General features: G+C 37.2%; 13 protein-coding genes, 1 pseudogene and 1 riboswitch. Of the genes and pseudogenes, 5 read left to right on the forward strand and 9 right to left on the reverse strand.

Annotated features, from left to right (window positions below):
* Window positions 1–27: 27 nt before the first annotated feature.
* Complete coding sequence (locus tag AC58NB_RS00290; protein WP_497424811.1) at window positions 28–3,543, reverse strand: bifunctional 2',3'-cyclic-nucleotide 2'-phosphodiesterase/3'-nucleotidase; 3,516 nt, start codon at window positions 3,541–3,543, stop codon at window positions 28–30.
* A 598-nt stretch (window positions 3,544–4,141) separates the two neighbouring features.
* Here AC58NB_RS00290 and AC58NB_RS00295 point away from each other — a divergent pair.
* Window positions 4,142–4,231 (forward strand): annotated as a pseudogene (locus AC58NB_RS00295) (helix-turn-helix domain-containing protein); the annotation flags it as partial.
* 955 nt (window positions 4,232–5,186) lie between these two features.
* Here AC58NB_RS00295 and AC58NB_RS00300 read toward each other — a convergent pair.
* The 8 genes from AC58NB_RS00300 to AC58NB_RS00335 form a co-directional block, all read right to left on the reverse strand.
* Window positions 5,187–7,130: an ABC transporter permease gene (locus tag AC58NB_RS00300; protein ID WP_497424812.1), complete on the reverse strand. Its 1,944-nt coding sequence runs from the start codon at window positions 7,128–7,130 to the stop codon at window positions 5,187–5,189.
* Window positions 7,120–7,881 (reverse strand): ABC transporter ATP-binding protein, encoded by a 762-nt coding sequence (locus AC58NB_RS00305; protein ID WP_497424813.1) that lies wholly within the window; start codon window positions 7,879–7,881, stop codon window positions 7,120–7,122. The genes AC58NB_RS00300 and AC58NB_RS00305 overlap by 11 nt, the downstream gene beginning before the upstream one ends.
* Before the next feature lie 103 nt (window positions 7,882–7,984).
* Window positions 7,985–8,992, reverse strand: coding sequence for a sensor histidine kinase (locus tag AC58NB_RS00310; protein ID WP_497424814.1), 1,008 nt, complete (start codon window positions 8,990–8,992; stop codon window positions 7,985–7,987).
* Window positions 8,989–9,681, reverse strand: a complete 693-nt coding sequence (locus AC58NB_RS00315) for a response regulator transcription factor (RefSeq protein ID WP_497424815.1) — start codon at window positions 9,679–9,681, stop codon at window positions 8,989–8,991. The genes AC58NB_RS00310 and AC58NB_RS00315 overlap by 4 nt, the downstream gene beginning before the upstream one ends.
* A 188-nt stretch (window positions 9,682–9,869) precedes the next feature.
* A complete protein-coding gene (locus tag AC58NB_RS00320) occupies window positions 9,870–10,691 on the reverse strand; it encodes an undecaprenyl-diphosphate phosphatase (protein WP_497424816.1) in 822 nt (273 codons plus the stop codon).
* Window positions 10,692–11,191: 500 nt separating this feature from the next.
* Window positions 11,192–11,920, reverse strand: coding sequence for an amino acid ABC transporter ATP-binding protein (locus tag AC58NB_RS00325; RefSeq protein ID WP_497424817.1), 729 nt, complete (start codon window positions 11,918–11,920; stop codon window positions 11,192–11,194).
* Window positions 11,907–13,352: an amino acid ABC transporter substrate-binding protein/permease gene (locus AC58NB_RS00330; protein ID WP_497424818.1), complete on the reverse strand. Its 1,446-nt coding sequence runs from the start codon at window positions 13,350–13,352 to the stop codon at window positions 11,907–11,909. The genes AC58NB_RS00325 and AC58NB_RS00330 overlap by 14 nt, the downstream gene beginning before the upstream one ends.
* A 685-nt stretch (window positions 13,353–14,037) precedes the next feature.
* Entirely contained in the window at window positions 14,038–15,720 is a 1,683-nt protein-coding gene (locus tag AC58NB_RS00335; RefSeq protein ID WP_497424819.1) for a YrzE family protein, read from the reverse strand.
* 226 nt (window positions 15,721–15,946) lie between these two features.
* Window positions 15,947–16,058, forward strand: a riboswitch (SAM riboswitch).
* Window positions 16,059–16,178: 120 nt separating this feature from the next.
* Here AC58NB_RS00335 and AC58NB_RS00340 point away from each other — a divergent pair.
* Genes AC58NB_RS00340 through AC58NB_RS00355 form a run of 4 tightly spaced genes read left to right on the forward strand, consistent with a single transcriptional unit; the run spans window position 16,179 to window position 20,015 of the window.
* Window positions 16,179–17,198, forward strand: coding sequence for a methionine ABC transporter ATP-binding protein (locus AC58NB_RS00340; protein WP_497424820.1), 1,020 nt, complete (start codon window positions 16,179–16,181; stop codon window positions 17,196–17,198).
* A 17-nt stretch (window positions 17,199–17,215) separates the two neighbouring features.
* On the forward strand, window positions 17,216–17,866 hold the full coding sequence (locus tag AC58NB_RS00345) for a methionine ABC transporter permease (RefSeq protein WP_497425140.1): 651 nt from the start codon (window positions 17,216–17,218) through the stop codon (window positions 17,864–17,866).
* 17 nt (window positions 17,867–17,883) lie between these two features.
* Window positions 17,884–18,750 carry a MetQ/NlpA family ABC transporter substrate-binding protein gene (locus tag AC58NB_RS00350; RefSeq protein ID WP_497424821.1) on the forward strand — a complete coding sequence of 289 codons (867 nt, stop codon included), beginning with the start codon at window positions 17,884–17,886 and terminating at the stop codon, window positions 18,748–18,750.
* Window positions 18,751–18,806: 56 nt separating this feature from the next.
* A complete protein-coding gene (locus tag AC58NB_RS00355) occupies window positions 18,807–20,015 on the forward strand; it encodes a M20 family metallopeptidase (protein WP_497424822.1) in 1,209 nt (402 codons plus the stop codon).
* Window positions 20,016–20,065: the final 50 nt, after the last annotated feature.

Below are 20,065 nucleotides of genomic sequence, written 5' to 3' on the forward strand. Positions count from 1 at the left end.
TAAGGATTTCGCAGACCTTTTATTTTCTTAATTTACTTTTTGAATTCTGCCTTCTATTTTATATTCGAAAGGAGAAGGTAAGGTTTTTACATAATCAACGGTCGCATCTAAATCAACTGGACCAACTTCCATATCTGTCGATAGCTTACCAAAGCTCGTGCTGATATTTCCATACATATAGTTATTAATGACTGCTGTATATTCCTTAGTAGGATCCACTTTACTGCCATCAGGTAAGAGGATATCGATGACTTTACCGGTTTTCGCTTGGTCATCATACGTGTACGTATATTTAAAACCGGATACATGATAATCTAAACCTCTTGCTGTAATTTGCTCATTTAAAACAATTTCTAAATCAGCTCCGCTAAGCTTTACTTTGTTTAATACATTACCAAATGGCTGGATGGCGAATAAATCACCAAATGTCACTTCGCCTGCGTCTAATGGAGAACGTACACCGCCGCCATTCATTAAGGCGAAATCTGAATCCATGGCTACCTTCATACCATCAGCAATCAAGTTTCCTAAGGCAATATCACTGAGCTCTCTTGTTGTAGTTGGATAACTTTTTTCAAGAGAAGAGGTATTTTGACCAATTATTTGCGCCTTAATAGGTTCCACTCGATCAGCGTATTTTTTTAAGATGGATGTTACTTCAGGATCAGGAGTAACATCTTTTTGATAAACGGTTTTAATTTCTCCTATTTTGCTGATGATATCGCCTGTTAGTGGATCAATCGTGACATCTACATCAGAAAAAGCATTTCCGTAGGAATAAGCTTGAACAATTAATTTTTGATCAACAACGCGGTTCACATTTACATGGTTATGCGCTGCGAAAATAACATCAACTTCATCATTAATCTGCTCTGCAATCCGGCTCGCATCGAAGGAATCGGTATAGCCAGTTTGCGTTGCGGGATTATGGGCAAGTACGATAATGGCCTCAATTCCTTGTTTCATAAGTTCGTCCGTATATTTATTGATGGCCGCTACTTCATCTGTGATTTTTAATGTTTCATTCCCTTTAGTAACGATCATCGTAGGAGTTTCCTGTGTCACAACGCCAATGACGCCAATCTTCTCACCCTCAGCCTCTAAAACTGTATAGGGTTGAGTGATTAATTTGCCATCCCTGGTATCAAAAGCATTGGCTGCAACTAACGGAAAGTTCATTCCGTCATAGTCAGCGTTTCCTTTAGGGTGATCACCGCCATTCATCATCCTTTTTAGTTCATCAATTCCCTCATCAAACTCATGGTTGCCGAATGTTCCTGCATCAAATCCAATTGCTTCTAGAATTTCAATGGTAGGCTCGTCTTGAAACAAGGCAGAGACTAATGGGCTTCCGCCAATCATATCTCCTGCATGCACCAAAAAGGTGTTAGGATTTTTAGCTTCTTCTTGCTTTAATGCTGCAGCCGTATATTGTATCGGCCCTGTGGGTAAGTCCCCAACTTTAGTGACTGTATCCAATTGTCCATGTAAATCATTTAAACCCAGTAACTGAACATTGACTCCGCGATTTAGATCAATTTTAAAGATTCCAAAGCCTTTAGCGTCTGTTTTACCACTGTAAGTGAATGGTGTTTGATCCGTAATATATTCTTCTGCCTTTGGTGAGGTCGTAAATGTGACATTCACATCAGAAGAAATCGGAGCAATAGACCAGTTGCGGTCAGCTGTTGGTGTGATTTCTTTTACTTCAGAAATATAATCCATTAGAACTTGGCGGTTTTCATCTGCAGAATCAATGACAAGTTCACTGCCTTTTAATCCTGGGAAGTTACCTCCGCCACCTGCACGATAGTTGTTAGTGACAACGACAAATTCCTGATTCGGATCAACCGGACTGCCATTGTACTCCAGGTTGATAACACGGCTTGAATCTGGATTGATAAGAGTGCCGTTTGCCGAATATTTTGGAGCCTTTGTTACATCAATTTGATAATTGACGCCATCAATAACATCAAAATTATAGACCGCAAAGGATGGATTCAATAGTTCTTGTTCACTTGTTTTGGCAGGATCTATTGTATTAAACTTACCTGCGGACATTTCAATCCATTCTTTTACAACGGAGCCTTTGATTTTAACGGCCTTTAATGTATTGTCATAAAGATATAAATCACCAGCGCTTCGGATGGTTAAATCACCTTTTTTAATATCTGTAAACTCATCAACACCGTTTCGGCCAGCTTTAAATGGAGCTCCAACCGATAAAATAGGAAGGTCTTTTAATTCTGGCTTATTTAATTCGATGTATTTTTCTGCGTACCATTTTTGTGCGTTCGTAACGACCTGAACAGATGGATCATCTTGAACCAGTGCGAAATAGCTGTAAATGTCGTCAGTGGTTGTACCGATAGGTGTATTTATATATTTCAACGTACCTTCGTGATCCTTTTGGATAGCACGAACGATGGATTTATCAGGTTGTACGGACTCGTCGACACCCCTTGTGGATGATTGAGATTGGGACACTTCCCACTCACTCTTTACTTGTTTTAATGTTAAATCAATAATCCCAAGTGCAGCACCGCCATATCCTGCTTGAACAGCCGGTACGCCGTTGATGGTTCCTTTCGTATTATCAACACCAGGAAGTGGGCTTCCTTTAGAATCTTTAAATAAGGCATCTAAATCAGCAACTGTCTTTGCTGGGAACACTTTATGTGTGTGTGAAAAAGTAATGGCATCAATACCAGATACTTTACTTAAAGCATATACAGTATCTTCGGTATTATCGCTAGTTCCGCTAAAGCCGGAGTGAGCCATAGCAATAATGACATCAGCTCCTCTTTTCTCCATGATCGGAATATATTTTTTAGCAGTTGCTACAATATCCTTTGTAATGACCTTGCCATCAAGATTAACCTTGTCCCATTCATTGATTTGCGGTGGAACAAATCCAATATAGCCAATTTTGATGATTTTGGTTTTTCCAGATTGATCTTTTACTTTTTTGTTAACGATTTTATAGGGCAGAAATTTATTAATATCATTACGTGGGTTATTATCATGATCATCAATGTATACGTTTGCATTTATGACCGAAAAATCAGCGTCATTATATACTTCATTCAGATATTTCAACCCATAGTTAAACTCATGATTTCCAAGAGTTGCTATATCGTAATCCATGATATTCATAGCCTTTATGGCTGGATGTGTTTCTCTTTTTTCTAACGGATCGATTTTTGCTTTATATGTGCCAAGAGGTGTCCCTTGAATAAGATCACCATTATCAACTAATACTGAGTTTTTAACTTCTGAACGTGCCTTTTTTACAAGAGTAGCTGTTTTGGCTAATCCTATCTTAGGAGCAGAGCTATCTTTATAATAATCGTAGCTTAGAAGATTAGTATGAATATCTGTCGTTTCCATAATACGAAGTTCAACTTGTGGTTGTTCCTTAGGTTTATGTGGTTTGTGCTTAGTGGCTTCTGCTTCACTTGTCATAAAAGAGGTTGCTGCTAAGCCGATTGCCAATGTACTTGATAAAACGATACGACCTTTAATACTGCTCCATAGTTTCATACGAGGCACCTATCCTTTGTATTTTTTGAGAGTTTTAGGCTCCACTTACAAATATATCAAATTTCTTATAACTTAAGGATAGGTAATGGAAATAACAGGATAAAAATACCACTAAATAAAAGTGATAAGGTGAAAAAACCAGGTAGTATGACTTAGTGGATTTTAAATTTATAGGTAATTTGGAAGTGCTTACATTTTGCTAGTGAGAGAAGAGAAAGAGTGATAGATAGTAAATACTAGAAGATATAGAACTGTCTATTGTTAGATTGTGATCAACACATAAAAAGGAATCGTAGCTAGTAAACCTGATCTCTGTTTTACCAAGGTTGTACTCAAGTTTACATGGAGATAGAAAAGAATGTACCTGTCATTTACTCCATGTGTATATCGGAAGCCTCCGAATGATAGGTTCCGAAAACCCACTTTATTGGAAGTGTCGTTAGTAATATTCTTGATTACGGAACAGCTTCGGAGGCTTATAGGGAGATACATTCTTAGTCTATGTAGTCTCTCCGACCCTCTTTTTTATGCTCCTCGAAAGTTACAGAAAGTGGTTGATGAATATGTCCTTTACTATATTATATAGTCTGTTCTTTTCCTTAATAATGGGAATATGACGTTTACGTCAAAAGAGCTACATATTCATAGAAATACGTTGCAATACGCAATACTGTTTGAACAAAATTAAGGAGATCACGAATATGGATTCAAAACGACTATTCGAATTGCTTTTAGTTGATTTGGATCTTGTTGAGAATGTAAAATTGCTCTTTTTTAAAGCCTAACAGACCTGTTAGATTTTTTTAGTTGGATAATAAATTAGTAAAGAAAATAGAATGCCAGTCATGAAAAGTTTGTGAATTCATAGTGAAAAAAATTAACCTAGATAACAAAACTGTTATAGTTTTGTTTTTAGACAGGTGATACAGTTTGTGAAAAATATCACATGTTTTTGAAAGTGTTTTCATTGCTTTCACAATCGTATTTCATTAAGTATACTTGTATACAACTATATATATCAACGGATTAATTCGGTCCGTCGAGGATTAAATAGTGAATTATTTCACAAAGTTTTTTTGAAATTTCCACTAGACTGTTATAGTGTTTTTGTTCTATACTGTATCTGTGAGTTGAATATATAACTAAAAAAAGATTGCTCATTTTTGAAAAGGAGTGTGTGAAAAATGAAAAGTGTAGTATCAACTTTTGCTCTTAAATCAGCTACATTATTGGTCGTTTATGCAGCTATGCATATCTTCATGTAATAAGGCATCAGATAATAATAAAAAGATAGGAGGAAGAAAAGAATGAAAGCATTAGGAATTGTTTTTGGATTTAAATTTGTAACAATGGCTGTTATGTTGTTTGTTTAATTTAGTCAACCAAAGCAGCTATTTACTAAACCTAAAACAAGGGAGGCTCTTATATGAAAGCAATCGTGATAACCTTTGTCTCTAAAGTTGCTACTTTAGGAACGGTGTATACTGCATTACATGCCTTCATCTAAATAGAGTAGACGAAGGCGCTTAGGGTATACACCATAATCTTCATAAACAAAATACAAGCAAGTGTAAAAAATTCTTCGATATATTATCTTCATAAAAAAGCTCCCGCTATTCAAAGCAAGAGCTTCAAAATCCTTACTATAAAGATTCTTTTATGATTTTCTTATAATATGAAACGGATAGGATCCCAAATATTGAATAGAGTGCAGTATATAAAATCATTACGACCAGCATGGGTGTCCAAATCTTAGTCCCAAAGAAAAACCAGCCTGACTTAACTGCATAATAGCTATGGCAAAGGCCCAAAACCAGTGGTATTCCAAAATTGAATAATTGTTTCAGCTGAATCCCTTCTAAAAGATCCTGTTGAGTATATCCGAGCTTTCGTAAAATAGAGAAGTTTAACTTTTCATCTTCACTTTCACCCATTTGTTTAAAGTAAAGAATGCAACCCGATGTGATTAGGAATGTTAATCCTAAAAAGCCGACAATGAACATTACTAATCCCATTGATTTTTTATTATCCTGAGTGTTATTAAGACGAGATTCATGTGTGTCATCCTGAGTAACTAATTGGTTGAATAGTCTATTTGCTTCAGAAAGTTGTTCATGATCCGTTATATGAATCCCAATATAGATTGATTCATCACCATGGATAGCCGGGCCTATATCGTTCTTTAGCCTATGAAAAACGGATTCATCTACAACGACAGCAGGTAATCCCCCACTTGAAAAATTCCAGGAGATCACATAATCTCTCTTTAGGCCCCTGAATTTTTGATCAATCTTGATAGTTTTCCCTGTTAATTGTATATTTCCCTCATCCTTAAAACCGATCATGTTTTTCAGCATATCGCTATAACCGGTGAAATAAGCTTCATTGGCAGATAAATTTACATGATCAATTGCCTTTTCGCTGATAACAGGCATTGGCATGGCATCCGGTTGATAATCAAGGATATCAAGATTGGTTTTTAAAATGTGTTTAACATTAATTCTCGCTTGAATAACCTCAATTTTCTTTTCATTAAAGGTAACGCCACTGTCATGAAGGACATTTGTAAAATGATCGGCATCTTTTTCATTCGTGAATGAGAAGTCTGCTGGAACATTATTCTTTGCTGTTTTCTCTGTTGAATAGAAGGAGATATAGCATAATGAGAGTAAGCCAATTGCAAGTGCTGATACGGTTGTAATAATCGTTAATAACAGAGCATTCGATTTCATCCGGAACATGATAGATGAGAGAGATACAACCTCATACACATTTAAATAACCATCTTTCTTTTTACGAATACTATTTAAAATAAAGGTCACAGAGCCTTTATAAAACAAATAGGTTCCACCTATTACAGCCCCAAGAATGTAAGCCATTACTCCAAATAACTCATTGCTAGTAGTAAAATCACCATCTAAAAGTTGAGTTGAAAGATAGTAGCCAGAACCTACTAATAAAATACCAAGCATACCAATGATAATTTCAAATTTAGATATTTTTTTGACTTTCACTTCAGCGGAAGAAGTTACTCTAAATAATGATAATATAGTTTGTCTTTTAATGAAGAGATAATTTGATAACATGATTAGTAGATAAATCACACTGAACACAATAATGGTTTGGATTAGCGCTTCTCCTGAAAAACGAAGAGTAGCTATATCCTCGACACCAGTTAATTTAATGAGTATAAGCATAATCAGCTTTGAAATGGAGAATCCAATAAAAATACCTACCACCAATGAACCAAAGTAGAGAATCGTATTTTCCATATTCAAAATACGGAATATTTTCGATTTCGTCATACCGATTAACTGGAATAGACCAATTTCTTTGCCCCGCCGTTTAATAAAAATACTATTGGCAAAGAGCAGGAATACAAGTACGATGCTAATGAGCAAAATAGATCCTACTTGAAGTGCAGCTCCGCCTTTTATCGAACCTTTGGCAGCATCCATTGCTGGGTCATACTGCAGAGTAACAAATGAAAAGTAAAGGGCAACACTGAAAACCAAGGCAAATACATAAAGATAATAGTTATTTATATTTTTTTTGAGGTTTCTCCATATGAGTGTTTTAACGCTCATCCTTAACACCGCCTAAGATCCCTTGTGTTTTGATAATTCCTTTGAAGAAGGATTCACGATCTTCCTGGCCCTTTGTTAGCTGTGTATAGATCTGTCCATCCTTGATAAAAACAACTCGATTGCAATAACTGGCTGCTACAGGGTCATGTGTAACCATAACAATTGTTGCATTCCTTTTTTGATTTAATTGACTTAGTTTATTTAACAGGTCGGATGCTGATTTAGAATCAAGAGCACCTGTAGGTTCATCGGCAAAAATAATACTTGGTTCATGGATAAACGCTCTTGCTGCAGATGTTCGCTGCTTTTGGCCTCCGGAGAGTTCATTTGGGTATTTATCCTTCAGGTCAAGGATGCTAAGGTCCTTTGCTACTTCATCAAACTTCTTAATAGCTTCTTTTTTCGATAAGCCGCTAATGGATAACGGTAAAAGAATATTTTCCTTAACGGTTAAGGTATCTAATAGATTATATTCCTGAAAGATAAAGCCAAGATGGTGCTTACGGAATTCGGCCAATTTCTTTTCCTTCATTGCTGTCATCTCTGTTTTATTTATCATGATGGTTCCTTTGCTGACTGTATCAATTGACGATAATACATTCAGTAATGTCGTTTTTCCTGAGCCAGAAGCGCCCATTATTCCAACAAATTCCCCCGTTTTTATAGAAAGATCAATCCCTTTCAAAACCTCTTGTTTAGTAAATTTACTGCCGAATAATTTATAGACTTTATGTGCCTCTAATATATTCATATGGAATCCATCTCCCCTTAATTGATATCTTCATTATATAGAGGCTGTTCTATTCAAATCCTTCTATTCACCGAACAAAATAGAAAAGCATGTGACATTCCTGTCACATGCCGATGACCTCAACGATATCATTTTGCTTTGGAAAGGTTAGGGTGAATTGTGTGCCCTCACCTGGTTTTGATTCGACGTCTATCTCAATCAGTAAAGATGTGGCAGCTTTCTTGGCTAAATATAAACCCATGCCAGTGGCAGCATGGTTAGTATGTTCGACTGCAGAGGTATAACCTTTATCAAATATGCGAGGCACGTCTTTTGGGTCAATTCCACGTCCGTTATCTTGTACGATTAAAATCGTATGGTTATTCTCGAGTTGGCAGCTTGAAAGGGTAATATCAGAATCATGGCTATATTTGACTGCATTCGTTAATAACTGTCTGATAATAAAGCTCAACCACTTGGCATCACTTAAAACGGCGGTGCTGTTTAATTGGAGGTCAAAGCCTATCCCTTTTTGCATACACCAACTCTGCAATTCTCTTATTTCTCTATAGATAATCGCTTGTAAGTCTAGGGTCTCTATTAAAAGGTCATTTTCAATAAATTGAAGTCGCTTTTGGAAAAGTTGAGAATCAAGCAGATGTTGAATTCTCATCCATTCATAGGTTAGCTCAGATTTTGTTCGTTCATCCTCTAGGCGATCAATGATTAAATGCATAGCTGTTAGTGGAGTCTTAACCTCGTGAATCCAGGAAAGTAAATCGTCTTTTTCTTGTTCAAGTAAGGTTTGACTATGTGCAGATGTTTGTTTCAGATGCTCAGTTTGATTCAATATACTAGTTAGAACCATACGTTCAAAAGGGCTTTTGGCATCCGGTAAAGTGGAGATATCTAAATCAGTCTCCCATTTAGCTAAAACTCTATAAAAGCGTGTTTCTGACCTATAGCGAATAATCATAAAAATGGTAAAAATAATCGCAGATAAAAAGACGATATAAGCGATTGAATGAAAAGGAATGGCCTGGTCGATATAAGCCACAAAGAGTAGGAATAGATGAGTAGACAGGAATAAAATGATCCAGCTTCGTCTTTCAATTAAATAGCTTTTGATCATATAGAGTCTGCCTTCTCTTTTGCCATGTATCCTTGACCTACTTTTGTTTCAATAAAATGTCCGAGTCCAAGTTCATCAAGCCTTTTTCGCAGGCGGTTCACATTTACGGTTAGTGTATTATCACTTACAAAGCGCTCATCATCCCATAGACTGCGAATTAAACGAGCTCTACTGATAATTTTATTCGTATGATCGATTAGCTGCTTTAGTATGAAAATTTCATTTTTTGAAAGTTCTATTGAGCCGATTTCGTTTTCAACCGTATTCTTTTCATAATTAATCGTTGCTCCGCACCAAATTTTCAGCTGTGCCTGATCAGCATTATAGTGATAAACCCTTCGTAGTATGGCTTGAATCTTCGCAACTAGCACATCAAAGTGAAAGGGTTTCTGTATAAAGTCATCGGCGCCAAGCTGCATAGACATAACCATATCAGTAGGGTGGTCTCTGGATGATAAAAATAGAATGGGTACACTTGAGTGCGTTCGAATCAGCCGACACCAATGAAAACCATCATATTTAGGCAATTGAATATCAATTAGGACTAAGTCAGGCTGAACATTCGTGAATTCATTAAGTACCTCTCCGAAATCTTGAACGCCATACACTTCATAGGACCATTGTGTTAACCTGTCTTTAATTTCTTTAAAGAGGCTGGTATCATCTTCAATTAATAAAATTTTAAACATAGCCATCACCGTTCTTTATTTATTATTGCGACCAGTAGGATAAGAAACTCGAACTATTTTTAAGGGATAGGTGTTTATCATGTAATGTTCGTGATGCATCAGTTTATATACATATAAGTGTACTATAAAAGTGATTGGGAAATACAAAAAGGAGAACAAGCATAAGTGCCTGTTCTCCTTTTTGTAAATTAACCAAAGATAATAACAAGGATCCCAACGATAAAACAGTAAATAGAGAAATAACCTAATTTTCCTTTTTTCATAATATCCATAAACCAGCGCAGTGAAAAATAGGAGGCAATAAGGGATGCCAAAAAGGCTAACGCATACGGTATAAGCAATCTCCCTAAATTAGGGTCGTTCACCATATCTGTTACTGAAAAGATCATCCCGCCAAGGCTGATAGGGATATATAAGAAAAACGAGAATTTCAATGCGGTTTCACGATTCATGCCCATCGCCATAGAAGATACGATAGTCGCACCAGAACGGCTGATTCCAGGGATTAAAGCAACAGCCTGTGATAATCCCACAATAATAGCATCTTTAAATGTCAATTCTCCTTCAGCTTTTCTACCTTCAAAATTACGGATCAGCCATAGGGCAATACCGGTAATGATCAACGTAAAGCCAATGACACGCACACCTTTAAAAATAGAGGCAATCTGATCCTCGAAGAAGAGGCCAATAAATGCGGCTGGAATGGTAGCTACAATCAGGTAAAGAATGAAATAGAAGTCCTTTTTCATAGCAGTCGTTTTATCCGATACAGTCAAATAAGAGAATCCGTTTTTTATCAGCTTCATTAAATCAGCTCGATAAATAAAGATAACAGCCAGCAGGGATGCAAAGTTTACAAACAGCTCAAAGCTTAATCCCGGAATGTTAATTCCGAAAAAATGCTGAAAAATAACTAGGTGGCCGCTTGAAGATACAGGGATTGGCTCGGTAAATCCTTGCAGTAATCCTAAAAAGATGAATTTTATTATTTCAATAAAACTAAAATCCATAGTAACACTCCTATTTTATAGCTTCCTTTAATTATGATACTAAAATAATAATATCATTTAGAGACCGGTCTGAAACTGGAAAATTCAGAAAGTAGGGGAGAGCAGATTTATAATAAAGTATATTTTGCACCTAATGGCTCTTTTTATGAATATATTCATGGCTTTATGTAAGGTAGAGAATGTGACCTTATGTAAAGTACATTAAAACAAAAGTAGCAGAATAATTAATATCGGAGCCCTCTGAGCATAAATAGGATCAGGTTAAGAAACCGTGTAAAGAATGGATGAAGTGTTTATAACAAACTTGTGAGTGGGGGTGATCGTTAGGCTTCCGAAGATCATGGTTGGCTTCTTATGATGGGTGAAATGGTAGGGCTGCTACATAAATTAAGCCTTTTGTGTATGGGGAAAATTTTTCTGGAATATTTGCATTTTTGTAAGGTCGTTTAAATCAAAAATATAATAAAGAAGGCACAGATTATAATCTGTGCCCTTAACTTTTATAAGACTTTATCAAGGAAATCCTTAGTACGTTCATTTTGCGGATTGGAGAAGATCTCTTCCGGTGTTCCCCTTTCGACGACATAACCGCCATCCATAAAGATAACCTGATCGGCTACTTCACGGGCAAAGCCCATTTCGTGGGTTACAATCACCATGGTCATACCCTCTTGTGCAAGCTGTTTAATAACATTCAGAACCTCACCGACCATTTCGGGGTCTAGTGCACTCGTAGGCTCATCAAACAGCATGATGTCAGGGTTCATGGCAAGAGCTCGAGCAATCGCAACACGTTGTTTCTGGCCGCCGGACAATTGAGCAGGCATAGCATTGGCTTTATCCTCAAGACCAACACGAGTCAATAGTCTTAGACCCGTTTTTTTCGCTTCCTCTTTTGTGGCTTTATTGAGCTCAATGGGAGCCAGTGTGATATTATCAAGCACCGTCATATGCGGGAAGAGATTGAAATGCTGGAATACCATACCGATGTTTTCCCTGACCTTATTGATGTCTGTATTCTTATCCGTTAAATTTTTATTATCAATCGTCACTTCGCCTTCATTTACTTCTTCAAGTAAATTGAGGCAGCGTAATAGAGTACTTTTACCGGATCCGGAAGGGCCGATTAAACAAACAACTTCGCCTTCTTTAACTTCAAGACTGATCTCTTTTAGTACTTCCAGTTTCCCGTATGATTTTTTTAAGCCTTTTACTTTAAGCTTTCCCATTTTGGATCTTCCTTTCCATACGGTTTGATACCTTAGTTAAAATCATAATTATGATAAAGTAGATAAAACCTACAATCAGCCACATTTGGAAGGACTCCAGATTTCTGGCAATAATGATTTTTCCGCTTTGAGTTAATTCGTTAATACCAATGATGGATAGGATAGAGGTATCCTTCAATGTAATGATAAATTGGTTAATGATAGATGGAATCATTAAACGGATCGCTTGTGGAAGGATAACCTTTGCCATAGCTTTTTTATAAGGAAGGCCAAGGCTTCGAGCAGCTTCCATTTGTCCTTTATCAACTGATTCGATACCACCACGTACAATTTCAGCCATGTAGGCACCGGCATTTAAGCTTAAAGTAATAATACCGGCAGCAACGGCAGATATTCGGAAGTCAAGCGCAGCAGGAATACCAAAGTAGATAAAGAATGCTTGAACAATTAGTGGAGTTCCTCTAAAGATATCTACATAAATGACTCCAATTGCTCTTAAGACTTTGAGATGGGACACGCGCATTAGACCAAATATAATTCCCAGTATACATGCGATAACAAGAGACACGACAGTCAGGATAAGAGTCATTTGAAGACCCTTTAAAAGACTTGGCATGCTTGATTCTAATAGGCCAAAGAAACCATTATCAGTATCTGTACTTTTTTCTGCTTTTAAGTACTTATCCATGATTTCCTGATATTCGCCCGATTCTTTCAGGTTGGCAAGACCTGCATTGAATTGCTCAATCAATTCTGCATTTTGCCCTTTAGCGACAGCAAACCCATAGGAGCCGCCTTTTTCTTTTTCGGTTACAATTTCTAAACCATTGCCTTGTGTAACTCCGTATGCAAGGACAGGGTAATCATCAAAAACAGCTGAAGAGTTACCTGTTTTCACATCGTCATACATATTGGCGGAATCATCAAAGGTTACCGTTTTGAAACCATATTTATCTTTTATGCTCTCTGCAAAACTGGCACCTTCAGTACCTGTTTTAATCGCTACCTTTTTCCCCTTTAAATCTTCATAGGATTTAATCTCTTCATTACCCTCGGCAACGGCCATTACAACACCGGATTCGAAGTAGGGTTTGGAAAAATCAAATTTTAATTCTCTTTCGTCTGTTATACTCATACCGGCAATAACGCCGTCAACTTGATTGGACTCTAGTGCTTGTACAGCTGCATTAAATCCAAGCGGTTTAATTTCTACTTCAAACCCTTGATTTTCAGCTATAGCATTAAGTAAATCAATATCAATACCGACAAATTCGCCATTCGTATCCTGGAATTCAAATGGGGCAAATGTAATGTCAGTTGCAATCTCATATTTTTTTCCTTCTGCTTTTGTGTTTAAAGCAGGGAATATAAATGAAGCAATCATGACAATAGCCATTGCTGTTAAAAGTGTGAATTTTGAAAATCTCTTCATTATGAGCCTCCTTCATATAAGTAACGTTTAAAAACCCTCTATGTCCATTTTGGGCGGGTTAAAAGGGAAGTTTTAAATCTTATGACAGAATGTATGTATCTCTATGAGTATATATAAAGATACGGTTTTTTTGCAATCAATACTTACCAAATAATATTAGATTAATATAAGATTTCCATGTATTTATTGCAAAGAAATAGATGGTATAAAGGGTGGGGAAACAAAAAAGAGCAGTATATACTTACTTTAATCTAAAAAATATATAGAGTTTTGTAAATGGAAAGTACTTCCGATATATTATCTGAAAATAATCTGATTCACAGTTTACTCCTGATTTATGTATGGAAACAGCCGGGAAGATTTTAGATCATGTAAGCATGAATGGGCAAAATTTTTGTTATAGTATGAGTTCATTAATTTGAAATTTACTTCCCTTATACAAGCTCCTAATTACAAACAATCCCCATTTTTGTCATACTCGTTAACTTAAAGGACCTCCTTTATATGTCAGCATTATCTATTATGAGTATTTATGACTAACTTTATTTACCCTGTTTAACACAATTCTAACTATATATTTAACAATAATTTAAAGGGGTCTTAAGATTCCTCCTGCGAGCATGACCGTACTTAAAGAAAATAGATCAATCCAATGGGAGGATGATCTATTTTCACTGAGTATATATTATTGTAAATTTTTTATAATAATACTGTTCACAGGTAAAAAGTTTTCCCCGGTATCCATGTACGTAACAGAAACCTGATCATTTTCCTGTAAGTATATGATCAAAGGGTCTTTTTCAGAGGACATATTGTAGCTTTGGCCGTTGTCCAGAAGGAAAGAAACAACGGTATATTCACCCGATTTTTCCTTATAGACTCTGACAACTTTCCCATCTACTTTCTTCTCTTCACTCGTAGAAGTGCCATTGACCGTTCCACCGCCTTTTTGAAGCGCCGTTTTGTAAAGCTTTAAGGCCTCGTTAGGTGTAGATCCATAAGCAGTGATTTCAGGATTGGCTGCAGATACAATGAAATAATTTTGTAAAAATCCATTGGAATCGAGCACTCCCGTTAACCAGCTGGCTTCACCATAGAAATTATAAATGATAGGCATTTTGCCTTCCCATTTCTTTTCTATAAATTTTTTCTCGATAATTTGCAAGGCACCTTGTGAATCCATATAGGACTCCTCCGTATTGCCTGTATAATAGACAGCTTTTCCCGTTCTGGAATTTGTGAGCGCATAACCGAGCATCGAATCTACGCCTTCTTTTGGACTTGTGAAATCAGTGAAATAATACATTTCTCCATTTTCATCAAAAATTGGACTGACATTCGCCTCGGTACCTTCATCAGATGGAAGTTTAACGTCTGATTTTCCAAATAGGCTATTCCAAAATCCATGGACATAATTTCCGAAGTAGCTATTTTGCGTACTGACAACCTCCGGGGCAACTGCTCCATCAATAAATTCAGGTGCATCATTAATAGAATAGGATTTGGACTTCCCAGTTTTGGCATCCATCACGACAACGCCTTTCACCTTAAAACCATTCCTGGCAGAGACAAAATCACCATATGAGCGAATATAAAAAGGGGCTCCGTTATCATCTACTTCAAGCTGGGCATCGCCGTAGAATATATACGATGGATACTGTAGGCGTATACGACGTTCTGTTTCTTTGTTAAAGAATGCAGAGGGAGTGTATAGCATTTCTGCCTCTACAAATTTAGGATTAGCCGAAGAGTCTGTCGCACTCAGCATAAAGTATCCGGGAGTTTCTTTCCCTTTTAACCATTTGAAAAATCCGGAAAATTCGACTGGGGCAATATAAACATACTCCCCATTTACTTTTTGGATTTGCAAATTCCCTAATTCATAGTAACTCGTATTAGGTACCTGGCCAAACGCTTTTTTCATTTTATTGCGTGCGTATTGAGGCGGTACGCTAGCTGGCTTTTTATTCTCATCAAATGTTTGTATTTCTTCTTTGACCTCCATTTTGGCGATCTTAAACTTTTCATCGGCGTTGAATAGAAAAGCAGTTAAAAAGTAGAGTCCGACAAGCAAACTACCCGCGAATAAAACACCTTTAATCTTTCTCTCCATACCTGTAGCAAGCAGTGAGCCCAACAAGGTTAGTATGATTAAGAAAATCCACAGCGAGGAGATCGTTTGATCCAACAAGGTGAAGTAATAAAATAAAAATGCACCAATCATAATCAATGCAGCTAAACTGACAAAAACAAGCAGTTTTGTTTTGCCCTTCATGTGGATATGTAATTTTTCATTATTTTGGAATGGCACAAGAATAAGTGCCGAAATAATCCCGATGATGATGGAATAGATGAAGATGTTTCCCACTAGATAACCTCCTTGGTTTTTTATGTAAATCCCCTTAGTAACCTATACGATTAAAAAGCTGTAATGATTCATTAATCATAAAGAATGATCAAAAGCTATAGATAAAACATAGAGGATAGTTATAGTATAAACCAAAATTAATTATACTTTCTGAATATTTTGATTGACATTAACAAACAGGATAGGATATAGTTGGAAACATCAAATTTAATTGAATAGCAAGCGATTCTTATCGAGAGAAGTGGAGGGACTTGGCCCTATGATACTTCGGCAGCGGATTTTTACTTAGGTAAAAATACTGTGCTAAATCCAACAAACGACTGTTTGATAGATAAGAGGAAGCTTTAAGTGGACATATTTCCAATCATTTTTATGCATATGTTCATACGAAGCCTCTTCTGTCTATGACAGAAGAGGCTTTTTGCATTTCGAATTTCATAAGACCTGGAGGAGAGAACATGATTGAGTTTCGAAACGTAAAAAAATCATATCAAGCAAATGGACAGACGGTTGAAGCGTTAAAAGGAGTTCATTTGACAATTGATAAAGGAGATATATATGGCGTAGTAGGATACAGCGGTGCCGGAAAAAGTACTCTTTTGCGGTTGGTTAATATGCTGGAACGTCCTACTGAAGGAGAGGTTCTTGTTAACGGTAAATCGTTTACGAAATTAAAATCTAAGGAATTGAGGGCAGAAAAAAAGAAAATCGGTATGATCTTTCAGCATTTTAATTTACTCCAGTCCAAGACAGTATTTGATAATGTAACTATTCCGTTGAAACTATCCGGTACAGGTAAACAAACAATTCAAAAGAGAGTCCTGGAGTTACTGGAGTTCGTTGGTTTATCAGATAAGGCTCGCAGTTATCCGGAAGAATTGTCAGGAGGACAGAAGCAGAGGGTTGGAATTGCGAGAGCTCTGGCCACAAACCCATCGATTCTATTATGTGATGAAGCTACATCCGCATTGGACCCACAAACGACAAGTGATGTTTTAAAGCTATTGAAAAGAATAAACCGTGAATACAACATAACCATTTTGCTCATTACACATGAGATGTCAGTGATTAAAGAAATCTGTAATAAGGTCGCTGTCATGGAAAATGGAAGGGTGGTTGAGCAGGGCCCTGTTATTGACGTTTTTTCTAAACCGCAAACGGAGACTGCCAAACGATTTGTTAGAACAGTCATTCATGATGAAATACCACAAAGCTTTTTGAAATCCTTAAAGGAAAAGAATCCTGCCGTCTGGAAGCTGAATTTTTTGGGGTCGTCTTCAGGCAAGCATCTTCTCTCAACGGTAGCCAAAAGCTTTGATGTTCATTTAAGTGTTCTTTCTGCCAATATTTCTGAAATACAGGAAACACCTTTCGGCAATTTAATCGTGGAGGTTATAGGAGAAACAACTGAAATAAGAAAGGCATTTGATTACATAGTGAATGAGGATGTTATCTTGCAGGAGGTGAAACTGCCATGAATGAACAGGTATTGGGAATGGAAATTACGCTTGAACAATTACTGATTGGCTTCAGTGACACGCTCTATATGGTTTTCTTTTCATTACTATTCTCAGCCATTATCGGATTGCCTTTAGGGATATTACTCGTCATCACAAGAAAGGGACATATCCTGGAGAATGCATGGGTGTTTAATATATTGAACCCGGTTATCAATATATTACGTTCGGTCCCCTTCATTATCTTATTAGTGGCTTTAATCCCATTTACAAGATTCGTTGTTGGATCGGCGATTGGGACGAATGCGGCAATTGTACCGCTTGTGTTTTATGCAGGTCCCTATATTGCCAGATTGGTTGAAAATTCATTATTGGAAGTTGATAAAGGAATCATTGAAGCAGCTCAGTCAATGGGAGCTACAGTATGGCAAATAATTTTCCGCTTTTTGCTACCGGAAGGACTTAGCTCTCTTATTCTAACATTTACAACAGCAACAATCGGTCTGGTCGGTGCCTCAGCTATGGCAGGGGCGGTAGGGGCCGGAGGTGTCGGAGATCTTGCTCTCACCTATGGATATCAGAGATTCGATACAATCACCATGATTGTAACGGTAGCCGCACTTGTGATTATTGTGCAGCTTTTACAAACTTCAGGCAATACAGTGGCAAGAAAAATAAGAAGACGATAAAGAAGGAGATGGATAGAATGAAAAAGTTTTTTCTTACTATTTTAATAGTGGCATTCACAATCATAACAGCAGCGTGCGGAAGTGAATCAAAAGGAAATGCCAAAGAAGGAAGTTCCACTATTAAGGTGGGAGTTAGCAGTGGGGACAGGACATGGGATTATATTGCTGAACTTGCCAAAGAGAAGGGACTTGATATAGAACTGGTGAAATTCAGTGATTATATACTGCCAAACACAGCTTTAAATGACGGGGAAATAGATGCGAACGCATTTCAGACAATCTCATACTTTGATGAACAGATTAAGGAAAGAAATTTGGCTATTGAACCTATTGGAGCTACTGTTATTGCGCCAATGGGAATCTATTCAACTAAACATAAAAAATTGGATGAGCTGCCGAAAGGAGCAACAATAGCCGTTCCTAATGAAGGGACCAATCTAGGGCGAGCGTTGTTGCTATTACAGGAAGCAGGTTTCATCACATTAGAAGACAATTTTAATGGGGTTGGCTCTATCGATAAAATTAAAACCAACCCTAAAAATATTAAACTTGAACTAGTAGCAGCCGGTAATACACCGCGTTTTCTAGAAGATGTAGATGCTTCGATTATCAACAATAACTTTGCGGTTGAAGCAGGATTAACATTAAAAGATACTTTGTTCCATGAAAGTGAAACGGCTAAACCATATATTAATATTATCGCCGTGAAAAAAGGGAATGAAGACCGCGCTGACTTAAAAAAACTGGTGGAAATTTACCAATCAAAAGAAGTAGAGGATTTTATTAATAAAACATTTAAAGGGAATACCATTCCGGCTTTCGTATCATTGGAAGAATTGGTTGATTATCAGGATGCCTGGACCAGTCCGGCAGTGCAGCAATGAATTACTTCGGAAACTAACATAGGTATAAGATTATTGGAAAGATTGGAGGCAGAGTAATGATTAAAAATGATAGTCGCATCTTTCATAAAGAAATGATTAATGGATATATCGATCAACAGGCTAACAACTATATAAATATAAGCCATCATATCCATGCCAATCCTGAAATAGGGAATGAAGAATTCTTAGCTTCAGAGACACTTACCAATGTATTGATTGAAGCTGGCTTTGAGGTCACACGTGATATTGCCGGGCATGAAACTGGTTTTATAGCGAGGAAGTCATCATCAAAACCAGGACCTAGGATTGCTTTTCTCGCTGAATATGATGCCCTGCCCGGTCTTGGCCATGCTTGCGGCCATAATATCATCGGGATCACGAGCGTGGCAGCAGGAATTTCACTTGGATTAGTACTAGAGGAAATTGGAGGAACGGTTCTCGTTTATGGTACACCGGCAGAAGAAGGAGGCGTAAATGGCAGTGCGAAAGGCAGTTATGTGAAGCATGGATTGTTTGAAGGAGTGGATGCAGCGATTCTAATCCATCCATCAGGGCAAACCGGAACGACTCAACCATTTTTGGCTGTTAACCCCCTTGATTTTCATTTTTACGGAAAAGCTGCTCATGCTTCAGCTGCTCCTGAGGAAGGAATCAATGCTCTGGATGCAGTTATTCAGTTATTTAATGGGATTGGGGCCTTAAGACAACAATTACCGACTGATATAAGGGTACATGGCATTATTCGAGATGGAGGAGATGCACCTAATATCATTCCTGAATATGCCTCTGCAAGGTTTTATATAAGGGCATCAACCTGGAAGAGATGTGAAGAAATTTCAGAAAGAATTATTAAGATTGCCAAAGGTGCAGCACTGGCAACAGGGAGCCAAGTAAAAATCAATCGATTTCAAAATGAAGTTCATGACTTTGTTATAAATTCGACTCTCGATGAGATTCTACGAGAGGAACTGACTGATCTTGGTGAAGATGTCGTCCAAGGCAAGCGAAATGCATCCGGTTCAACCGATGCAGGTAATGTGAGCCATATCGTACCGACAGCGCATCCTTTTATAAAAATCGGCCCGGATAACCTTATAGGTCATACAAAGGAATTTAGAGAATGTGCTGTATCAGAAATGGGTGATCAAGCCATCCTTACAGGGGCAAAAGCATTGGCTAATACCGGATATCGCCTTCTGACAGATCAGGCATTACTAAAGCAGATTAAAGAGGAATTTCTTAAAGGTACGGGGAAAGAATTCTAACGTGCCCCAATGGATTATCTACTATTATCCCGTACCGTACCTGTTTAATA

The sequence above is a fragment of the Pradoshia sp. TA40_28 genome, from assembly GCF_059694525.1.